This window comes from Streptomyces sp. NPDC087215 (genome assembly GCF_044744885.1).
GTDB lineage: Bacteria > Actinomycetota > Actinomycetes > Streptomycetales > Streptomycetaceae > Streptomyces.
In genome coordinates, this window is the sequence record NZ_JBIUZD010000002.1 from 685293 (window position 1) to 704777 (window position 19485).

Annotated in this window: 17 protein-coding genes; 11 read left to right on the forward strand and 6 right to left on the reverse strand. The window is 72.8% G+C overall.

Annotation, left to right across the window (positions count from 1 at the left end):
- Window positions 1-123 precede the first annotated feature (123 nt).
- A complete protein-coding gene (locus ACIO92_RS07670) occupies window positions 124-1920 on the reverse strand; it encodes an AMP-dependent synthetase/ligase (protein ID WP_402279446.1) in 1797 nt (598 codons plus the stop codon).
- Between the two features lie 256 nt (window positions 1921-2176).
- On the opposite strand from ACIO92_RS07670, the gene ACIO92_RS07675 reads away from it, so the two are divergent.
- From ACIO92_RS07675 to ACIO92_RS07700, 6 genes are all read left to right on the forward strand, one after another.
- Complete coding sequence (locus ACIO92_RS07675) at window positions 2177-2944, forward strand: metallophosphoesterase (protein ID WP_401235797.1); 768 nt, start codon at window positions 2177-2179, stop codon at window positions 2942-2944.
- Window positions 2945-3059: 115 nt separating this feature from the next.
- Entirely contained in the window at window positions 3060-3503 is a 444-nt protein-coding gene (locus tag ACIO92_RS07680) for an SRPBCC family protein (RefSeq protein WP_366441575.1), read from the forward strand.
- Window positions 3504-3560: 57 nt separating this feature from the next.
- Window positions 3561-4832, forward strand: a complete 1272-nt coding sequence (locus ACIO92_RS07685; protein ID WP_402279441.1) for an ArsA-related P-loop ATPase — start codon at window positions 3561-3563, stop codon at window positions 4830-4832.
- A gap of 42 nt (window positions 4833-4874) precedes the next feature.
- Window positions 4875-5348, forward strand: a complete 474-nt coding sequence (locus ACIO92_RS07690) for a DUF5304 domain-containing protein (protein ID WP_366441577.1) — start codon at window positions 4875-4877, stop codon at window positions 5346-5348.
- 66 nt (window positions 5349-5414) lie between these two features.
- Window positions 5415-6356 carry an ROK family glucokinase gene (locus tag ACIO92_RS07695; RefSeq protein WP_402279438.1) on the forward strand — a complete coding sequence of 314 codons (942 nt, stop codon included), beginning with the start codon at window positions 5415-5417 and terminating at the stop codon, window positions 6354-6356.
- A gap of 125 nt (window positions 6357-6481) precedes the next feature.
- Window positions 6482-7231 (forward strand): endonuclease/exonuclease/phosphatase family protein, encoded by a 750-nt coding sequence (locus ACIO92_RS07700; RefSeq protein ID WP_402279435.1) that lies wholly within the window; start codon window positions 6482-6484, stop codon window positions 7229-7231.
- A gap of 93 nt (window positions 7232-7324) precedes the next feature.
- Here ACIO92_RS07700 and ACIO92_RS07705 read toward each other — a convergent pair whose 3' ends face one another.
- Both ACIO92_RS07705 and ACIO92_RS07710 read right to left on the reverse strand, forming a co-directional pair.
- Window positions 7325-8047, reverse strand: coding sequence for a hypothetical protein (locus tag ACIO92_RS07705; protein WP_366441580.1), 723 nt, complete (start codon window positions 8045-8047; stop codon window positions 7325-7327).
- Window positions 8040-8822, reverse strand: a complete 783-nt coding sequence (locus tag ACIO92_RS07710) for an alpha/beta fold hydrolase (RefSeq protein WP_366441581.1) — start codon at window positions 8820-8822, stop codon at window positions 8040-8042. The genes ACIO92_RS07705 and ACIO92_RS07710 overlap by 8 nt, the downstream gene beginning before the upstream one ends.
- Window positions 8823-8998: 176 nt before the next feature.
- Here ACIO92_RS07710 and ACIO92_RS07715 point away from each other — a divergent pair, with 176 nt between their 5' ends.
- From ACIO92_RS07715 to ACIO92_RS07730, 4 genes are all read left to right on the forward strand, one after another.
- Window positions 8999-9730, forward strand: a complete 732-nt coding sequence (locus ACIO92_RS07715) for a lysophospholipid acyltransferase family protein (RefSeq protein ID WP_401235794.1) — start codon at window positions 8999-9001, stop codon at window positions 9728-9730.
- 37 nt (window positions 9731-9767) lie between these two features.
- Window positions 9768-10988, forward strand: coding sequence for a MacS family sensor histidine kinase (macS, locus tag ACIO92_RS07720; protein WP_366441583.1), 1221 nt, complete (start codon window positions 9768-9770; stop codon window positions 10986-10988).
- Window positions 10989-11008: 20 nt separating this feature from the next.
- Window positions 11009-11659, forward strand: a complete 651-nt coding sequence (locus tag ACIO92_RS07725) for a response regulator transcription factor (protein ID WP_366441676.1) — start codon at window positions 11009-11011, stop codon at window positions 11657-11659.
- Between the two features lie 171 nt (window positions 11660-11830).
- Window positions 11831-12832 carry a 2-hydroxyacid dehydrogenase gene (locus ACIO92_RS07730; RefSeq protein WP_366441584.1) on the forward strand — a complete coding sequence of 334 codons (1002 nt, stop codon included), beginning with the start codon at window positions 11831-11833 and terminating at the stop codon, window positions 12830-12832.
- 130 nt (window positions 12833-12962) lie between these two features.
- Here the strand turns inward: ACIO92_RS07730 and ACIO92_RS07735 are convergent, their stop codons facing one another.
- From ACIO92_RS07735 to ACIO92_RS07745, 3 genes are all read right to left on the reverse strand, one after another.
- On the reverse strand, window positions 12963-14846 hold the full coding sequence (locus ACIO92_RS07735; protein ID WP_366441585.1) for an anthranilate synthase family protein: 1884 nt from the start codon (window positions 14844-14846) through the stop codon (window positions 12963-12965).
- Window positions 14847-14945: 99 nt separating this feature from the next.
- Window positions 14946-15002, reverse strand: a complete 57-nt coding sequence (locus ACIO92_RS07740; RefSeq protein WP_351779871.1) for a trp operon leader peptide — start codon at window positions 15000-15002, stop codon at window positions 14946-14948.
- 92 nt (window positions 15003-15094) lie between these two features.
- Entirely contained in the window at window positions 15095-17878 is a 2784-nt protein-coding gene (locus ACIO92_RS07745; RefSeq protein WP_402279428.1) for an N-acetylmuramoyl-L-alanine amidase, read from the reverse strand.
- A gap of 178 nt (window positions 17879-18056) precedes the next feature.
- Here ACIO92_RS07745 and ACIO92_RS07750 point away from each other — a divergent pair, with 178 nt between their 5' ends.
- Entirely contained in the window at window positions 18057-19409 is a 1353-nt protein-coding gene (locus ACIO92_RS07750; RefSeq protein ID WP_351779413.1) for a class II 3-deoxy-7-phosphoheptulonate synthase, read from the forward strand.
- Window positions 19410-19485: the final 76 nt, after the last annotated feature.

The window sequence follows — 19485 nt, forward strand, 5'->3', positions numbered from 1 at the left end:
CCCGCCGGGGGCCCGCCCCGCGGGGACCCCCCCCCCCCCCCCGGCCGGGGTGCCCCGGGGGGGGGGGCGGGGGGGGGGGGGCGCCCGGGCCCCCCGGCCGTTCCGTGCGTCCCGCTCCGGGCCTCAGGCCCGGTAGATCGCCTCGATCTCGTCCGCGAAGTCCTTCGCCACCACGTTCCGCTTCAGCTTCAGGGACGGCGTGATGTGCCCCGCCTCCTCGGTGAACTGCGCGGGCAGGATGCGGAACCTGCGGACCGACTCGGCCTTCGAGACCGCCGCGTTGCCGTCGTCGACCGCCCGCTGGACCTCCGCGACCAGCTCCGCGTCCTCGCGCAGCGAGGCGGCCGTCGAACCCGCCGGCTTGCCGTGCTCGGCGGCCCAGCGGCCCAGGAACTCCTCGTCGATCGTGATGAGCGCGCCCACGAACGGCCGCCCGTCGCCGACCACCATGCACTCCGCGACCAGCGCGTGCGCCCGGATGCGGTCCTCGATGACCGCCGGAGCGACGTTCTTGCCCCCGGCCGTCACCAGGATCTCCTTCTTCCGGCCGGTGATCGCCAGATAGCCGTCCTCGTCCAGGGTGCCGATGTCACCCGTGTGGAACCAGCCGTCCGCCAGCGCCTCGGCCGTCGCCGCCTCGTTGTTCCAGTACCCCGAGAAGATGTGCTCGCCGTGCAGCAGCACCTCGCCGTCGTCGGCGATCCGCACCACCGACCCCGGCAGCGGCTGCCCGACCGTGCCGATCTTCTGCCGGTCCCAGGGATTGAACGCCGTCGCCGCGCACGACTCCGTCAGGCCGTACCCCTCCAGGACCGTGAAGCCGATCCCCCGGAAGAAGTGCCCGAGCCGCTCGCCCAGCGGCGCGCCGCCCGAGATCGCGTACTCGCCGCGCCCGCCGAGCACCGTGCGCAGCTTGACGTAGACCAGCCTGTCGAAGATCTTGTGCTTCACCCGCAGACCGAGGGACGGGCCCTGCGGGGTGCTCAGCGCCCGGCTGTACGCGATCGCCGTGTGCGCCGCCTTGTCGAAGATCTTGCCCTTGCCGTCGGCCTGCGCCTTGGCCCGCGCCGAGTTGTAGACCTTCTCGAAGACCCGGGGGACCCCCAGGATCAGGGTCGGCCGGAACGAGGCCAGCTCGTCGGTGAGGGTCTTGATGTCGGGGAGGCAGCCGAGGCGGATCGGGGCCATCACCGAGGCCACCTCGATCAGCCGCCCGAAGACGTGCGCGGCGGGCAGGAACAGCAGGACGGAGGACTCACCGGTCCGGAAGAGCGGCTTCAGCCGCTCCACCACGTTGCCGCACTCCGCGAAGAACGCCCGGTGGGTCAGGACACAGCCCTTGGGGCGGCCCGTGGTGCCCGAGGTGTAGACGATGGTCGCCGGGTCGTCCGCGTGCGCCGCCGACATGCGCGCGTCGAGCAGCTCGTCGGAGACCTCCACGCCGGAGGCGGTCAGCCGCGCCACCCCGTCGCCCTCGATCTGCCACAGGCTCCTCAGCTCGGGCAGGTTCGCCCGTACGGACTCCACCGACGCCTCGTGCGCCGCGTTCTCCACCAGCGCCAGCGTCACCCCCGAGTCGCCGAGGATCCACTGGATCTGCTCCGCCGAGCTGGTCTCGTACACCGGTACGGTCACCCCGCCCGCGCTCCAGATCGCGAAGTCGAGGAGCACCCACTCGTAGCGCGTCCGGGAGAGCAGCGCGACCCGGTCGCCCGGCTCGACACCCGCCGCGATCAGCCCCTTGGCGGCGCCCCGGACCTCGGCGAGGAACTCGGCGGCGGTCACGTCGGCCCACCCGCCGTCGACCTTGCGGCCCATCACGGCCACGTCTGGGTGCTGGGAGGCGTTGCGGCGGATGAGATCCGTCAGATTGCCGTCCGCGGGGACCTCGTACAGGGCCGGAAGGCTGAACTCGCGCAAGACTGCTGCTCCTCATCGGGCGCCGGCGCCACGGCTCTGTGGGATGCACCGGTGAAGTCCAAGATCTGGCTGCTGCTCAGTGGGGGTGAGCACGACTGGACGGCCCGGACGTTACCCACCGGTACGCGGTTCCCGATAGGGGGTCCCGGTGAGATGTTCCGTGCGTCACACACGTGTGACGGTGCTCTCCGCACAGTAATCCACCGGTTTCCCGACTCGGAAGTAACCGCAGGTGACACCCCCTAAGGTGAGGGCCATGCGAGTCCATGTGGTCAGTGACGTGCACGGCAACGCCGAGGCCCTCGCGCGGGCCGGAGAGGGCGCCGACGCCCTCATATGCCTCGGGGACCTGGTCCTCTTCCTCGACTACGCCGATCACGGCCGGGGCATCTTCCCCGACCTCTTCGGCGTCGAGAACGCCGACCGGCTCGTCGAGCTGCGCACCGCCCGCCGCTTCGACGAGGCCCGTGAGCTGGGCCGCAGCCTGTGGGCCGGGCTCGACGTGGACCGCGACACCGCGATCGAGACCGCCGTCCGCCGCCAGTACGCCGAACTCTTCGCCGCCTTCCCCGCCCCTACGTACGCCACCTACGGCAACGTCGACATCCCCCGGCTCTGGCCCGACTTCGTCCGGCCCGGCACGACCGTCCTCGACGGCGGGCGGACCGAGATCGGCGGACTGGTGTTCGGCTTCGTCGGCGGCGGGCTGAGCACCCCGATGCGCACCCCGTACGAGATCTCCGACGAGGAGTACGCGGCCAAGGTCGAGGCCCTCGGCGAGGTCGACGTCCTCTGCTCGCACATCCCCCCGGACGTCCCCGAGCTCACCTACGACACCGTCGCCCGCCGCTTCGAGCGCGGCAGCCGCGCCCTGCTCGACGCGCTCCGGCGCACCCGGCCCCGCTACCACCTCTTCGGCCACGTCCACCAGCCGCTGGTCCGCCGGATGCGGATCGGCGCCACCGAGTGCGTCAACGTCGGCCACTTCGCCTCCACGGGCACGCCCTGGGTGCTGGAGTGGTGAGCGCCCCGGCGGGAGGCCCGGGGTGACGGACGGCGCGTCAGGGCGCGATAGCCTTTCGTCGGCACACCTGTGCCCCTTGACTTCCGCCGGACCGCACCGTGGAGGAGCCACCCCGATGGCCGAACACACCAGCTCGAGCATCACCATCGAGGCGGCACCGGCCGACGTCATGCGCGTGATCGCCGACTTCGCCCGCTACCCCGAGTGGACCGGCGAGGTGAAGGAGGCCGAGGTCCTGGCCGCCGACGACGCCGGGCGCGCGGAGAAGGTCCGGCTCGTCCTCGACGCGGGCGCGATCCGCGACGACCACACCCTCGCCTACACCTGGACCGGCGCCGACGAGGTCAGCTGGACCCTCGTCAAGTCCCAGATGCTCCGCTCTCTCGACGGCTCCTACCGGCTGGCCGAGCTCGGCGGCGGCACCCGCACCGAGGTCACCTACCAGCTGACCGTGGACGTCAAGATCCCCATGCTCGGCATGATCAAGCGCAAGGCGGAGAAGGTCATCATCGACCGCGCCCTCGACGGTCTGAAGAAGCGCGTCGAATCCGGGGCGTGAGCCCCCGGCCCGGTCCTCCCGGCCGGGCCGCCGCAGGCCACGGGTAACGTCCTTCGTATGCGGATCATCCTTGTCACCGGCCTCGGCGGCGCCGGGCGCAGCACCGTCGCCGCCGCGACCGCCCTCGCCGGGGCGCGGTCCGGACACCGCGTCCTCCTCGTCTCCGAGGACGCCGGTCCGCTCCTCGCCGGTCCGCTCCGTGCGGACGGGGACCGGTCCGGCAGGGACACGGACCCGTTCCGTCCGGACACGGACCCGCTCCCCGCGGACGCCGACCCGCTCCGTGCGGACGGAACCGCCCCCCGGCCCGGCGGCCGGGACACCGGGCGGCTCCGGCTCGTGCGACCCCGGCCCGCCGACGGCTTCCGGCGCGAGTTCCTCGCCCTCCAGGACCGGTCCGCCACCGTCCTCGACCTGCTCGGCGCGACGCCCTTCGAGGACGCCGAGCTCACCGAACTCCCCGGCAGCCGGTCCTTCGCCCTGCTGCGCGCCCTCCGCGACGCCGCCTCCGGCGGCCACGACCTCGCCGTCGTCGACCTGCCGCCGCTCACCGAGGCCCTCGCCCTCCTCGCCCTGCCCGAGCAGCTCCGCCGCTATCTGCGCCGCCTGCTGCCCCCGGAACGGCAGGCCGCCCGCGCACTGCGCCCGATGCTCGCCCAGCTTGCCGGAGTGCCCATGCCCGCGCAGCGGCTGTACGAGGCCACCGCCCGCTGGGAGGCCGAGCTGGCCGCCGTCCAGGCAGTCGTCGAGGCCCCCGGCACCAGCGTCCGGCTCGTCCTCGAACCCGGCCCCGCCGCCCTCCGCGCCCTGCGCGAGGCCCGCCTCGGCCTCGGCCTCCAGGGCCTCTCCCTCGACGCCGTCGCCGCCAACCGGCTGCTGCCCACCGGCTCCGGCGACCCCTGGCTGGCCGGACTCGCCACCGCGCAGCACCGGCACCTCGCGGAGCTGCGCGCCGCCGCCGACCCCGGCACCCCCGTGTACGAGCTGCCGCACCTCGGCCGCGACCCGCGCGGACCCGGGGACCTCGCCCCGCTCGCCCCCGCCGGGGCGCCGACCGCGCCCGTACCCGCCCCCGCCTGGGCCGTGGAGGACCGGCGCGAGGCGGACGGCGTCCTCGTCTGGCACATCCCCCTCCCCGGGGCCGTCAAGGACGAGCTGGCCCTCGTCCGGCGCGGCGACGAACTCCTCCTGACCGTCGGCGCCTTCCGCCGGGCCGTCGCCCTGCCCGCCGCCCTGCGCCGCTGCACCGTCACCGGCGCCGGACTCGTCGACGGCGACCTCCGGGTCCGCTTCACCCCCGACCCCGGACTCTGGCCCCGTACCCCCTGAACGGGCGTGTACCGTCGAAGTACCACCACGGAGGAGTACGCCATGAGCGATCCGGACCCTTGGGCCGAGGCGTGTGCCGAGGACCTGGAGGCGGAGAAGGCCCGCCGCAGGGCACGGCACGGCGCGGAGCCCGGCTCCCCCGCCGAGGAGCTCCGCAAGCTCTTCGAAGCCGTCGCCGAGAAGGTCTCCGGCGGACTCGGCAACCCGCTGCTCGCCGGACAGGCCGCGCAGACCGTGCAGCAGCTCGTCAACCAGGCGAAGTCCGTCGTCGAGCCCGTCATCGAACGCAATCCGCAGGTCTTCGACCACCTCGCGGCGGCGGGCGGTGAACTGCTCGCCGCCTACCGCTCCGCCGTCGAGGGACACGAGAGCCGCTGGACCCGTGGCGGCGCCACCCCCGCCGACGACCCCTCGGACCCGCGCGCCGACGCGGCCCCGCGCCGCCCCGCCGACGAGCGGCCCGACCGGGGGGACGACGAGGGGCCGGGAACCGGCCAGCACATCGACCTCGACTGATCAACAGGCCCGTCCCCCTCGGGTACGGTGGGCCCCAGCGGGGCTCGACCGAAAACTGAGGGACACATGGGACTCACCATCGGCGTCGACATCGGCGGCACGAAGATCGCGGCCGGCGTGGTCGACGAGGAGGGCAACATCCTCGACACGCACAAGGTGCCGACCCCTCCGACCCCCGAGGGCATCGTCGACGCGATCAGCACCGCCGTGTCCGAGGCGGGCAGGGGCCACGCGGTCGAGGCCGTCGGCATCGGAGCCGCCGGCTACGTCGACGACAAGCGCGCCACCATCCTCTTCGCCCCGAACATCGACTGGCGGCACGAGCCGCTGAAGGACAAGGTCGAGCAGCGGATCGGCCTCCCCGTCGTCGTGGAGAACGACGCCAACGCCGCCGCCTGGGGCGAGTACCGCTTCGGCGCGGGCCAGGGCCACGAGGACGTCATCTGCATCACCCTCGGCACCGGCCTCGGCGGCGGCATCATCATCGGCAACAAACTGCGCCGGGGGCGCTTCGGCGTGGCGGCGGAGTTCGGCCACATCCGGGTCGTCCCGGACGGTCTGCTCTGCGGCTGCGGCAGCCAGGGCTGCTGGGAGCAGTACGCCTCCGGACGCGCCCTCGTCCGGTACGCCCGGCAGCGTGCCGCGGCCACCCCCGAGAACGCCGAGGTCCTCCTCTCCCTCGGCGACGGCACCCCCGAGGGCATCGAGGGCAAGCACGTCAGCCAGGCGGCCCGCGCCGGTGACCCGGTCGCCGTCGACTCCTTCCGGGAGCTGGCCCGCTGGGCGGGCGCCGGTCTCGCCGACCTGGCCTCGCTCTTCGACCCGTCGGCGTTCATCGTCGGCGGCGGCGTCTCGGACGAGGGCGAACTGGTCCTCGACCCGATCCGCAAGTCCTTCCGGCGCTGGCTGATCGGCGGCCAGTGGCGCCCGCACGCCCAGGTCCTCGCGGCCCAGCTCGGCAACAAGGCCGGTCTGGTCGGCGCGGCGGACCTGGCCCGCCAGGGCTGAGCGCCCGTACGAAGCCGAGGCCGAACACCGTACGGAGCCAGGACCGAGGTCCGTACGAAGGCCGGGGGCCACCGCCCGCCGCGTCCCCGCGGGACGCGGCGGGCGGTTGTCGTACCTTACGTGCCATGGCGAACAGCGAGCTGCCCAACTCCCGCACCGAAGAGGACGGTTCGGCCGTCCTCCGGGTCCTCTCCTACAACATCCGCTCGCTGCGCGACGACGAGGACGCCCTCGCCCGCGTCATCCGGGCCTGCGCGCCGGACCTGGTCCTGGTGCAGGAGGCCCCGCGGTTCTTCCGGTGGCGCAAGCACGCGGCCCGGCTCGCCGCGAAGAGCGAGCTGGTCGTCCTGGGCGGGGGCGCCACCGCCGCCGGGCCGCTGCTGCTCTGCTCGCTGCGGGCCACCGTGGAACGCACCGAGGACGTACTGCTGCCGCTGACCCCGGGGCTGCACCGGCGGGGTCTGGCGACCGCCGTCGTCCGCTTCGGGGGCGCCCGGGTCGGGGTCGTCAGCTGTCATCTGAGCCTGCGGAAGGACGAGCGGTACGCGCAGGCGGGCATGGTCCTCGACCGGGTCGCCGCGCTGGACACCCCGTACGCCCTGGTCGGCGGGGACCTCAACGAACGGCCGGACGGGCCCGCCTTCCGGCGGCTGGCCGCCGCGCTCACGGACGGCTGGGAGGCCCGGCCCCGGGGCGGCGAGTTCACCTCCACCCCGGCCGACCCGCACCAGCGGATCGACGCGGTCCTGGCCACCCCGGGCGTGGAGTTCCTCGGCTGCGGGGTGCCGCCCGGCCTCGACCCGGCCGACCTGCGGGCCGCCACCGACCACCTCCCGGTCCTGGCGGCGGTCCGCGTCCCGGCGGCGACCCCCTGAACGCCCTGGGTGCGCCGGGGAGGCCCCCAGGACCCTCACGGCGCCCCGCCTCGGTGCCGGTCCGGAGGGATCACCCCCAGCCCGGCGCCGCGTCTACACCACCGCCCCGCGCCCCGGGTCGTCGAAGCCGTCCTCGTCCTCGTCGTCGTGCTTCATACGGCCCACCAGGGTCGCGAAGCCGCCCAGGAAGCCGCCGAGGCAGAGCGTCGTCAGCCACCAGGTCATGTCCCACTGGAGCAGCACCGCGAGCAGCATCAGGACCGGGCCGCCGATCACGGCCAGCCAGGCGAACCTGGTCGTCGCGTCGGTCTCGGGCAGCGGCGGCGGCTCCGGCGGCACGAAGTGCCCCTCCTCCGTACCGCCCGGCCCGTCGTCCGGCTCCCTGGGCGAGTAGTCCCGGGGGCCGGTCGGCCCCACCCCGGGCGCGAACACGACGGAGCTGCCGAGCGCGGGCCGCTCGGGCCCCGGCTCCCCGTCACCGTCCGTCCCGGGCCCCTCGGCGCCCCCCGGTCCGTCCTTCGGTCCGTCCTCCCCGGCCGTGGGACGCGGCTTCCACAGCGTCCCCTTGCCCCCGACCGGTCCGGGAGACGCGGGTCCGGCCTCCCCGGGGCCGTCCCCGGAACCCTTCCCGGCCGACGCCTCCGCCCCGTCCGCCGGCTCGGGCTCCGGCAGGCTCAGGTCCTCGACCCGCCGGAACGGCTTCGTCTCCGGAGGATCCACGGGCTCCTCGCCGTACCCGGCGACGATCGCGGCCCACGCCGCCTCCTCGTCGATGGGCTGCGGCTCCCGCTCGCCGCCGTCCTGCTGCTCAGCCACCGCTCCTGCTCCCCTTTTCGTCGACCAGTCCGGGGGCGAGACGCTCGACGAAGGCCAGGCTCTCGTCGAAGATCCGCTCCGCGTCATGGTCCAACGTCGCGACGTGGTAGCTCTGTTCCAGCAGGACCTCCCGGACGTCCGTCGAGGAGACCCGGGACAGGACGCGGGCCGAGTCGACCGGCGGCACGACATGGTCCTCGGGGCTGTGCAGCAGCAGCAGCGGCTGGGTGACCTGCGGAAGCTCCGCGTCGACCGTCCGGAAGAACTGCCGCAGCGAGTGCGCCGCGTGCAGCGGCACCCGGTCGTACCCGACCTCGGTCACGCCCTCCTTGGCGATGTCGCTCGCGATGCCCTTCGTCGAGGGCACCAGATGCCGGACGACCGGCAGCGCGTACGCGCTCAGTCCGTGCACCTTGTTGCCCGGGTTGACCAGGACGACGCCCCGCACGGAGTCCCCGTGCCGGGCGGCGAGCCGCAGGGTCAGCGCCCCGCCCATGGAGAGACCGAAGACGAAGACGGTCGAGCACCGCTCCAGGAGCTCGCGCAGCGCCCGGTCGACCTCCGCGTACCAGTCCTGCCAGGTGGTGAGCTGCATGTCCTGCCAGCGGGTGCCGTGGCCCGGCAGCAGCGGCAGCGACACGGTCAGCCCGCGCGCGGCCAGGTACTCGGCCCACGGGCGCATCGACTGCGGGGAACCGGTGAATCCGTGACAGAGAAGGACGCCGACCTCTCCGCCTTCGTGGCGGTACGGCTCGGCTCCGGGAAGGACCGGCACCGGGGTCTCCTGTTCGTTCGACTTCGGGGGCGCCGAAGCGACGGAAATGGGGAAGGACCTTCACGGTACGCGACCGGACCGACACCGACCAGGGCCGTAGCGGGGGGCGTGCGCCGGTACGGGATAAAGTCGACGGGACGGCACACGGAAGGCATGACGAGTTGATCTACGGCGCGATGAAGTTCTCCCTCGGAGGGTCCCTGAAGCTCGCCTTCAGGCCCTGGGTGGAGGGTCTGGAGAACATTCCCGCCGAGGGCCCGGCGATCCTGGCGAGCAACCACCTGTCGTTCTCCGACTCCTTCTTCCTGCCCGCGGTCCTCGACCGCAAGGTCACCTTCATCGCCAAGGCCGAGTACTTCACCTCGCCCGGCGTGAAGGGGAAGCTCACCGCCGCCTTCTTCAAGGGCGTGGGGCAGCTCCCGGTGGACCGTTCGGGTGCCAGGGGCGCGGGCGAGGCGGCCATCAAGGCGGGCATCGAGGTCGTCGAGAAGGGCGGCCTCTTCGGGATCTACCCCGAGGGCACCCGCTCGCCCGACGGGCGCCTCTACCGGGGCAAGCCCGGCGGTCTGGCCCGGGTGGCGCTGGCCACCGGCGCCCCCGTGATCCCGGTCGCCATGATCGACACGGAGAAGATCCAGCCGCCCGGCAAGCTCGTCCCCAAGCTGATGCGGCCGGGCATCCGGATCGGCGAGCCGCTGGACTTCACCCGCTACCAGGGCATGGAGGGGGACCGCTTCATCCTCCGCTCGGTGACCGACGAGGTCATGTACGAGATCATGAAGCTGTCCGGCCAGGAGTACGTCGACATCTACGCGACCGCCGCCAAGCGGCAGATCGCCGATGCGGAGAAGGCGGCCAAGGAGGCCGTGAAGGCCGAGATCGCGGCCCGGGAAGAGTCCGGCGCGTAGGACGGTCCCGACGGGGGACTTCCGGGGGGTGGGGGAGATGGCCAGGCGCGAGCGTGTCGTGCGGATGTCGGTCGAGCAGCCGCTGTGGCGGGCGCTGACCGGCTACCGCCTCCTCACCATGGTCTACGCGGTCCTGCTGTTCGCCTTCGGCCGGGAGAACTACGAGCGGCCCTGGATCGGCGTCGTCTACCTGGCGGTGCTGTGCGTCTGGACCCTGGCCACCCTCCCCAGGGTCGCCAACGCGGTCAGCTGCACCAAGCGCTTCCTCGTCGCGGACCTCACCGTCGCCCTCGCCGGGATCCTCCTCACCCCGCTCGCCGACATCCACGCCCAGACGGTCGACGGCCCCACCCTGCCGTCGATATGGACGGCGGGCGCCGTCCTCGCGTACGCCATCAAGGGCGGCTGGCGCTGGGCCGGGGTCGCCTCCTCCCTCGTCGCCGTCGCCAACATCGTCGAACGCGGCCATCCCAGCCGGGACACCCTCCACAACGTGCTGCTCGTCTGGGTGGCCTCCATCGCCATCGGATACGTCGTCGAGGTCGCCCGCGCCTCCGAGCGCACCCTCGCCCGCGCCCTGGAGATCGAGGCCGCCACCCGCGAGCGGGAGCGCCTCGCCCGGGACATCCACGACAGCGTCCTGCAGGTCCTCGCCATGGTGCAGCGGCGCGGCACCGCCCTCGGCGGCGAGGCCGCCGAGCTCGGCCGGATGGCGGGCGATCAGGAGGTGGCCCTGCGCACCCTCGTCGCGGGCGGCCTCATCCGGCCCAGCCTGGTCTCCGAGGACGAGTCCGAGGGGGCCGTCGTCCGGGTCGTCGAGGTGGACGACGACCTCCCGCACGGCGGTGACGGCGCGCCCCTCGACCTGCGGCTGCTGCTGGCCCCGCGCGCCGGGGCCCGGGTCACCCTCTCCGAGCCGGGCGCACCCGTCCTGCTCCCGCCGCCCGCGGCCCGTGAGCTGGCCGCCGCCGTCGGCGCCGCCCTGGACAACGTACGGGCGCACGCCGGTGAGGACGCGCGGGCCTGGATCCTCGTCGAGGACTGGCCGGACGAGATCGTCGTGACCGTACGGGACGACGGGCCCGGCATCCCCGAGGGCCGTCTCGCGCAGGCCGAGGGGGAGGGCCGGATGGGGGTCGCCCTCTCCATCCGGGGGAGACTGCGGGATCTGGGCGGTACGGCCGAACTGGTCTCGGTCCCCGGCCAGGGCACGGAAGTCGAGTTGAAGGTCCCCCGGGGGAAGGCAGGGAAGCAGTGAGCGAGCAGCCGGTCAAGGTGATGGTGGTGGACGACCACCCGATGTGGCGGGACGCGGTCGCCCGCGATCTGACGGAGGCGGGCTTCGACGTCGTCGCCACCGCAGGGGACGGCGAGCAGGCCGTGCGCCGCGCCCTCGCCGCCGGACCCGACGTCCTCGTCCTGGACCTGAACCTGCCGGTGAAGCCGGGCGTCCAGGTCTGCAAGGAGCTGGTCGGCGGGCGGACCGGGGGACCGAAGGTCCTGGTCCTCTCGGCGAGCGGTGAGCACGCCGACGTCCTGGAGGCGGTGAAGTCGGGCGCCACCGGCTACCTCCTGAAGTCGGCCAGCACCGAGGAGCTGACCGACGCCGTGCGCCGGACGGCGCTGGGCGACCCCGTCTTCACACCGGGTCTCGCCGGTCTCGTCCTCGGCGAGTACCGCCGTCTCGCCTCCGAGCCCGTCCAGGCGTCCGGCGCCGACGAGCCGAAGGCCCCGCGCCTCACCGAGCGCGAGACGGAGGTCCTGCGGCTGGTCGCCAAGGGCCTCAGCTACAAGCAGATCGCGGAGCGCCTGGTGATCTCGCACCGCACGGTGCAGAACCACGTGCAGAACACCCTGGGCAAGCTCCAGCTGCACAACCGGGTGGAGCTGGTCCGGTACGCCATCGAGCGCGGGCTCGACGACGCCTGAGCGGGCCCGGCGCACGGGGGCCCGGCGTCCGGCCCGCACCCCGTGCCCGCCCGGCCCCGCACCCCGTGCCCGGCCGTCCGGCACCCGGGTGCCGGACGCGGGCGGGCGGACCGGCCCCCGATGCGCGATGATCGGGAGTGCCCGACCCATCACCGGCATGAGGGGAATCCCGTGGAAATCCTGGCGTTCGGCGTGCAGGCGGACGAGAAGCCCCTCATCGAGAAGGCGTTCGAGGGGCACCACGACGTGCGCTGCCTCGGGGTCTTCCTCACCGAGGACACCGCCCCCATCGCGGCGGGCTACGAGATCATCTCCACCAGCGTCAACGCCAGCCTCGACCACCGCGTCCTGCAGACCCTCGCCGCGGGCGGCACCCAGATGATCGCCCAGCGCTCCACGGGCTTCAACAACATCGACCTGGAGGTCGCCGAGCGGCTCGGCCTCACCGTCGCCCGGGTCTCGTACTACTCGCCGTACTCCGTCGCCGAGTTCGCCTGGACCCTGGCGACCGCCGTCAACCGGCGGATCGTCCGCGCCTCCAACCGGACCCGGGACTTCGACTTCCGGCTCGACGGACTGATGGGCCGCGACTTCCGGGGCCGTACCGTCGGAGTCCTCGGCACCGGGAAGATCGGCGAGGCGTTCACCCGGATCGCCCACGGCTTCGGCATGAACCTCCTCGGCTGGGACGTCGCCGAGAACCCCGCCTGCGTGGAACTCGGCATGAGGTACGTCGACAAGGAACAGCTCTTCGCCGAGGCCGACCTCATCAGCCTGCACGTGCCGCTGCTGCCCTCGACCCAGCACATCATCGACGCCGCCGCCCTCAAGGCCATGAAGGACGACGCCATCCTCGTCAACTCCAGCCGGGGCGGACTCATCGACACCGGGGCCCTGGTCGCCGAACTGCGGGCCGGGCGCTTCACCGGCGTCGGGCTCGACGTGTACGAGGCCGAGGCCGGGCTCTTCTTCCTCGACAAGTCCCTGGAGGCGGTCGAGGACGACACCCTCGCCCGGCTCGTCACCTTCCCGAACGTGGTGGTCACCTCCCACCAGGCGTACTACACCGTCGACGCGGTCGGCCAGATCATCGACACCACGGTCGCCAACGTCCTCAACCACCTCGCCGGACGACGCGACGAGAACGTCCTCGTCCCCCGGCTCACCTCCTGACCGCCGGGTTCGAGCGGGGCACGTCGACCTACGGCGTGGCCTCCTCACGCCCCCCCCGCAGGGCGATGCCGCCGCGGAGGACCCGGGCCCGCCGCTCCCTCCCGGGGACCGGCGGGCCCACGGCCGTCCCTCAGACCAGCACACCCGCCAGCAGTGAGGCCGTCAGCGCCGCGCCCTCCGTCGTCAGGACCGACTCGGGGTGGAACTGCACCCCCGCGAAGCCCGGCCCGCGCAGCGCGTGCACCTCACCGCTCTCCGCGTCCCGGCTCACCTCGATCCGGTGCAGCGCCAGCTCCGTCGCCGCCCGGTCGTCGCAGCGGGCCGTGAAGCTGTTGTAGAAGCCGACCGTCCGCTCCTGCCCGAAGAGGTCGATCCGCAGCTGCGCCCCCTGGAACGGGACCCGCTTGCGGACGATCTCCAGGCCCAGCTCGGCGGCGATCAGCTCGTGCCCGAGGCACACCCCGAGGAGGCCGTGCCGGTGGTCCCGCACCAGCTCGCCCGTCAGCCCGCGCAGCAGCCGCATCTTCGGGTCGGCGGCGTCCGAGGGGTCGCCGGGGCCGGGCCCCAGGACCACCGGCCCCTCATGGGCGAGCGCCAGCTCGCGCAGCCCCGGCTCGTCGTAGCGGAGCACCGACACCTCCAGGCCCGAGGAGCGCAGGACGTGCGCCAGCATCGCCGTGAAGGTGTCCTCGGCGTCGACCACCAGGGCGTGCCCCGACAGCTCGGCCGACCGCTCCTGCATCCGCAGCCAGAACGGCGCGAGGTCCGCCCGGCGCGCGTCCAGGGCGGCCCGGACCCTGGGGTCGTCGCCCAGCGCCGCCGGGGCCGCGGGACCGGCCGCCGGACGGCCCTCGCGGACCCCGAGGGCGGTGAGGATCCCGGCGGCCTTGGCGTGGGTCTCGGCGACCTCGCCCGCCGGGTCGGAGTGCCGGACGAGCGTCGCGCCGACCGGGACCCGCAGCCGTCCGTCGGACGCGATGTCCGCCGTACGGATCAGGATGGGGGAGTCCAGGGTCTGGGAGCCGTGGGCGTCGGTGCCGAGCAGGGCGAGGGCGCCCGCGTAGTAGCCGCGGGCGATCCCGTCGGCGTCGAGCGGCTCGTGCCGCTCGATCACCCGGCAGGCGTTCTGCACCGGCGAGCCAGTGACGGTCGCCGCGAACATCGTCTCCCGCAGCACTTCCCGCACGTCCAGACTGGAACGGCCCCGCAGCTCGTACTCGGTGTGCGCGAGATGGGCCATCTCCTTCAGGCGCGGGCCGACCACCACCCCGCCCCGGTCGCCGACCGTGCACATCATCTTCAGCTCCTCGTCGACCACCATCGACAGCTCCTCGGTCTCCTTGCGGTCGCCGAGGAAGGCGAGCAGACCCTCGGCGGTGGGGGCGGCCCCCGCCGGGTAGCGGTACGTGCCGCTGATCGGGTTCATCACGACCGTGCCGCCCGACATGCGCACATGGACCTCGGGGCTGGCGCCGACGAGCGTCCGGTCGCCGGTGTGCACGACGAAGGTCCAGTACGCGCCCCGCTCGCCGGTGAGCAGCCGCCGGAACAGGGCGAGCGCGTCGGCCCGGCCGAAGCCCGGGATCTCGCCCCGGTAGGTGCGCCGGATGACGAAGTTGGCGCCCTCGCCGGAGCCGATCTCCTCCTCGACGACCCGCCGCACGGTCCCGGCGTACTCCTCGTCGGAGACGTCGAAGCCGCCGCCCTCCACGCGTACGTCGTGCGCGGGGAGCTGGGCCAGGACATCGGCGAGGGGGAGTTCATGGGTCTCGTCGGCGACGAGGACGGCGAGCGGGGTGCCGTCGTCGCGGACGTCGAAGCCGCGCTCCCTGATCTGCCGGAACGGCACCAGGGCGAGCGTCGGGCGACTGCTCACCGGCAGGTCGGCCAGGCGCTCGGCCTCGTGGACCGGGCCGAGGAGGACCTCGACGGTGTCGTGGTCGCGGCCGGGGGTGCGGCGGCGCAGCAGGGCGAAGGGCGGGCAGGAGTCGTCGAGGAGACGGGAGAGGTCCATGGTCCGTCGTTCCTTCCGTGGGAGTGCGGAGAGGAACGGCCCCGGGCACGGGAAAGGCCGCCCCTCGGGCGGCCTGTGCGTGTGTCGGTGTACGCGCGATCAGTGGGCCGCCGGATGAGCGGTCCACCACCAGTTCTGGATCAGGGGCGCGAACATGGCAGCACTGTAACCCAGCCGGGGACGGGAACGGGGCCCGTCCCGCACCGTGGACGGTGGGAACGGGCCCCGTGGGCCGACGGAAGAACCGGTCAGAAGATCAGGTTGTGCTTCTGCCAGCCGGGACCGACCTGGGTGCGACCCGCGTACGGGGCGGTGGCACTGCCGGTGCCCTTGTACAGCCAGAGCACGCCCGCGGCGTCCCGGCCCACGAAGTCGACCCTGCCGTCGCCGGTGAGGTCGCTGGGCCCGACGACGCTGTTGTAGATCTGCCAGCCGGTGCCCACCTTGACGCGCCCGGCGTAGGGGGTCGCGGCCTTGCCGGTGCCCTTGTACAGCCAGAGCACGCCCGCGGCGTCCCGGCCGATCAGGTCGGCCTTGCCGTCCGAGGTCAGGTCGCCGGTGCTGACGATGTTGTTGTAGATCTGCCAGCCCGTGCCGATCTTCACCCGGGGGGCGAACGGCCTGGAGGGGGTGCCCGTGCCCTGGTAGAGCCAGATGACTCCGGACTTCTCGCGGGCGATCAGGTCCGGCTCGGTGTCCCCGGTCAGGTCGCGGACGCCGATGATCTGGTCGTACATCTGCCAGCCGGGGCCGACCCGCAGCCGTCCCTTGAACGGTGCCGAGGGGTTGCCGCTGCCCTGGTAGTACCAGAGCACGCCGGAGGGCTCCCTGGCCACGGCGTCCCCGGTGCCGTCGGCGCGGAGCGCCGTCAGGGGGGTGACGGTGTTGTAGATCTGCCAGCCGCCGCCGACCCGGTAGGGCGTCAGGAACGGCGTGGTGGCGTTGCCGGTGCCCTGGTACTGCCACAGGACACCGGCGGTGTCACGGGCGAGGAGGTTGTAGCGGTTGCCCGTGGCGACGGGGGCGGCGCCCGGGGCCTCCACGATGTCACTCTGCTTCACCCAGGTGATCTTGTGGTGGAAGCGGATCGGGACGTACGTCGTCTGGCCGACGACGTTCTTCTGCGCGGAGCCGAACCAGTCGTCGCCCGCCACCGCGGGACCGGCCTTCACGTAGGACTGCGCTGCGTCGAAGGTGAACTTCGTCAGGAAGGCGTTCTCGTCGCCGGGGGCGGCGAGACCCGCCGCGGTGTAGGCGGCGGTCTCCGGGAAGGCGCGGCCGTAGATCCTGGCCGAGGAGGCCCCGGCCTTGACCTTGACGGTCGTGGCACCGCTCACCGGCACGGTGTACTGCCCGCCGGGGTTCTGGAACCAGGCCTTGGTGCCCGCGTACCAGATCGCGGTCCAGTCGTTCCGGGACTCGGCGACCACGTACGAGCCGCCCGCGCGGACCTTGTTGCCGTAGTTGGAGCCCTCGGTCCACAGCGAGTTGAAGTACGGGTCCTTGATCGTCGCGGCGGTCGTCGACGGCGAGGTGTAGAGGTAGCCGAAGTTGGCCGGACGCGCGGCGGCGGCGACGCTCCCGGTGGTCAGCTTCGGCTGGTTCGCCGTGGTGAACGGGGGCACCACGCGGACCACCTGGCCGGCCCGGAGGAGGCCGCCCGCGCCCTTGTCGCCCTGCGGGGCGCCCAGGAGCGACATGTAGTAGTTCCAGTCCCAGTACGGGCCCGCGTCCCAGTGGAGGCTGGACAGGCGGTTGTCCGTCTGGAGCGCCACCTCGTCGTGGCCGATGATGTGCTCGCGGTCGATCGGCACGCCGTACTTGTCCGCCAGGAACTTCACCAGTTCGGCGGAGGAGCGGTACTGCGGCTCGGTGAACCAGCTCCCCTCCTTCATGGCGAAGCCCTCGTGCTCCACGCCGATGGCGTGCATGTTGAGCGTCCAGTTGCCCGCGTGCCACGCCAGCTGCTTGTTCTCCAGCATCTGGGTGACCAGGCCGTCCTGCGCCCGGATCAGATAGTGCGCGCTGCCCGCGCCCCTCGGGTTCGTCAGCGTGTCCAGGGAGCCCTGGTAGGGGCCCTCGGTGTCGTGGATCACGATCTGCCGGATGCCGACGCCCTGGTCGGGGCGGCTGGCGGGGGTGTAGTTGCGCGCGCCGCCCGGGTCGATGCGGACCGGGACGAAGTTGCAGTTCAGGCTGGTCGGGCACTCGGTGACCGGGGCCGCCGTCGTGGTCGCGGGGCTGGCCGCGAGCGGCACGTTCGAGGGCTTGACCGGCTCGACCGACGGGTCGGCGGGCAGTGCGAGCTGCTCGCCGTCGAGGGTGAGCGCCCGCTCGCCCTCCTTGATCGACGCGAAGACGCGCTTCGCGAAGAGGTCGGCGCCCTTCCGTTCCGGGGACTGGCTGTAGCGGGCCACGGCCGGGTACCAGTCGCCCGGCTCTCCGGACAGCTCGCCACCGGCCTGCTTCTGGTACTCGGCGAGCAGCGCGGCCCCGGCCCGGATGGAGGCCGCGGTGTCGTTCCGCACGGTCTCCGTGGAGCTGCCGATCAGCTCGGCGCCCTTGTCCAGGGTGTGGAGGCGCGGGTCGTCGGTGTCGACGACGGCCTTCTCCAGGATGCGGCGGACCAGCGCGCGGTCGAACTTCTTCTCGATCTCCGGTCGGCCGGAACCGTTGAAGTGGTCGATCTGCTCGTCCGTGACCTTCTGGGCCACGTCGCCGGGATCGACCTTCGTCAGACCCATCACGTTGTACGCGCCGGTGGTGCTCGGCTCGCCGTCGTGCGACTCCCAGCGGGTCTGCTGGTACGACACCGCCATCAGCACGCTCTGCGGCACGTCGAACTCGCGCGCCGCGTTTGCGAACTGGCTCTGGAGGGGAAGGTCACCTCCGGACGCCTGGTCCGCGGTCGCGCCGAGGAGGCCCGGTGAGGCGACCGCGATGGTGCCGATCGTGGCGGTGGCGACGGCGGCGGCCGCCGCTCCGTACAGGAGTCGTTTCTTCTTGCGGTCTCTGCGGTGCCTCTGGGTCACGCCCACCCCCGGTGGTTCGACTGGTTCACTGTGGTTCTGTGAAACGCGTTCTCGTGAAACGGGCCCGAGGGTAACACCACCCGATGGCGCGAAGATCGGCGGTGGACATTCCGGGCGCGCGTCTCAGCCACTGGGCAGGCGGACAGGACCGGGCGAAGAACCCCGTAATGTTGTGCTTGTGACCGTGAACGCTGATTCCCACGCCGTCGCCAAGGCGACCTGGCGAGACCTGCCCGCGGCGCAGCAGCCCGAGTACCCCGATGCCGAGGCTCTGCGCGATGTGATCGCGGACCTCGAGTCGTATCCTCCGCTCGTCTTCGCCGGCGAGTGCGACCAGCTGCGCGCCCGGATGGGAGCCGTCGCCCGTGGCGAGGCGTTCCTGCTCCAGGGCGGCGACTGCGCCGAGGCCTTCGACGCCGTGTCCGCCGACCACATCAGGGCCAAGCTCAAGACGCTGCTCCAGATGAGCGCCGTCCTCACCTACGCGGCCTCCGTGCCCGTGGTGAAGGTCGGTCGCATCGCCGGCCAGTACTCGAAGCCCCGCTCCAAGGGCACCGAGACCCGCGACGGCGTGACCCTGCCGACGTACCGGGGCGACTCGGTCAACGGCTTCGGCTTCGACGAGAAGTCCCGGATCCCGGACCCCGAGCGGCTGAAGCGGATGTACCACGCCTCCGCCTCCACGCTGAACCTGGTCCGCGCCTTCACCACCGGTGGTTACGCCGACCTGCGCCAGGTGCACGCCTGGAACCAGGACTTCGTGAGGTCGTCGCCCTCCGGCCAGCGCTACGAGGCGCTCGCCCGCGAGATCGACAACGCGCTGAACTTCATGAAGGCCTGCGGCACCGACCCGGCCGAGTTCAAGGCCGTCGAGTTCTACGCCTCCCACGAGGCGCTGCTGCTCGACTACGAGGGCGCGCTGACCCGTACGGACTCGCGCACCGGCAAGCTGTACGACACCTCCGGCCACATGGTCTGGATCGGTGAGCGCACCCGGCAGCTCGACCACGCCCACATCGAGTTCGCCTCGCGCATCTCGAACCCGATCGGCATCAAGCTGGGCCCGACCACCTCGGTGGACGACGCTCTGACGTACATCGACCGGCTCGACCCCGACCGCGAGCCCGGCCGGCTGACCTTCATCGTCCGCATGGGCGCCGACAAGGTCCGCGACAAGCTCCCCGAGCTGGTCGAGAAGGTCACCGCCTCCGGCGCGGTCGTCGCCTGGGTCACCGACCCGATGCACGGCAACACCTTCGAGGCCGCCTCCGGCCACAAGACGCGCCGCTTCGACGACGTCCTGGACGAGGTCAAGGGCTTCTTCGAGGTCCACAAGGCGCTGGGCACCCACCCGGGCGGCATCCACGTCGAGCTCACCGGTGACGACGTCACCGAGTGCGTGGGCGGCGGCGACGAGATCTTCGTCGACGACCTGCACCAGCGCTACGAGACGGCCTGCGACCCGCGCCTCAACCGCAGCCAGTCCCTCGACCTGGCCTTCCTGGTCGCGGAGATGTACCGGGACCAGTAGGCGAGCGCGTACGACGGCGGGGCGCGGATCCATGTGATCCGCGCCCCATCGTCGTATCCGGGGCTTTTGGGGTCCC

What these genes read in the sequence shown, in the direction of transcription:
- ACIO92_RS07700 (WP_402279435.1), top strand. Translation starts at nt 6,482, where the DNA reads ATGGCGAACAGCGAGCTGCCCAACTCCCGCACCGAAGAGGACGGTTCG.
- ACIO92_RS07715 (WP_401235794.1), top strand. Translation starts at nt 8,999, where the DNA reads ATGAAGTTCTCCCTCGGAGGGTCCCTGAAGCTCGCCTTCAGGCCCTGG.
- ACIO92_RS07675 (WP_401235797.1), top strand. Translation starts at nt 2,177, where the DNA reads ATGCGAGTCCATGTGGTCAGTGACGTGCACGGCAACGCCGAGGCCCTC.
- ACIO92_RS07725 (WP_366441676.1), top strand. Translation starts at nt 11,009, where the DNA reads ATGGTGGTGGACGACCACCCGATGTGGCGGGACGCGGTCGCCCGCGAT.
- macS (WP_366441583.1), top strand. Translation starts at nt 9,768, where the DNA reads ATGGCCAGGCGCGAGCGTGTCGTGCGGATGTCGGTCGAGCAGCCGCTG.
- ACIO92_RS07735 (WP_366441585.1), bottom strand. Translation starts at nt 14,846, where the DNA reads ATGGACCTCTCCCGTCTCCTCGACGACTCCTGCCCGCCCTTCGCCCTG.
- ACIO92_RS07685 (WP_402279441.1), top strand. Translation starts at nt 3,561, where the DNA reads ATGCGGATCATCCTTGTCACCGGCCTCGGCGGCGCCGGGCGCAGCACC.
- ACIO92_RS07695 (WP_402279438.1), top strand. Translation starts at nt 5,415, where the DNA reads ATGGGACTCACCATCGGCGTCGACATCGGCGGCACGAAGATCGCGGCC.
- ACIO92_RS07680 (WP_366441575.1), top strand. Translation starts at nt 3,060, where the DNA reads ATGGCCGAACACACCAGCTCGAGCATCACCATCGAGGCGGCACCGGCC.
- ACIO92_RS07690 (WP_366441577.1), top strand. Translation starts at nt 4,875, where the DNA reads ATGAGCGATCCGGACCCTTGGGCCGAGGCGTGTGCCGAGGACCTGGAG.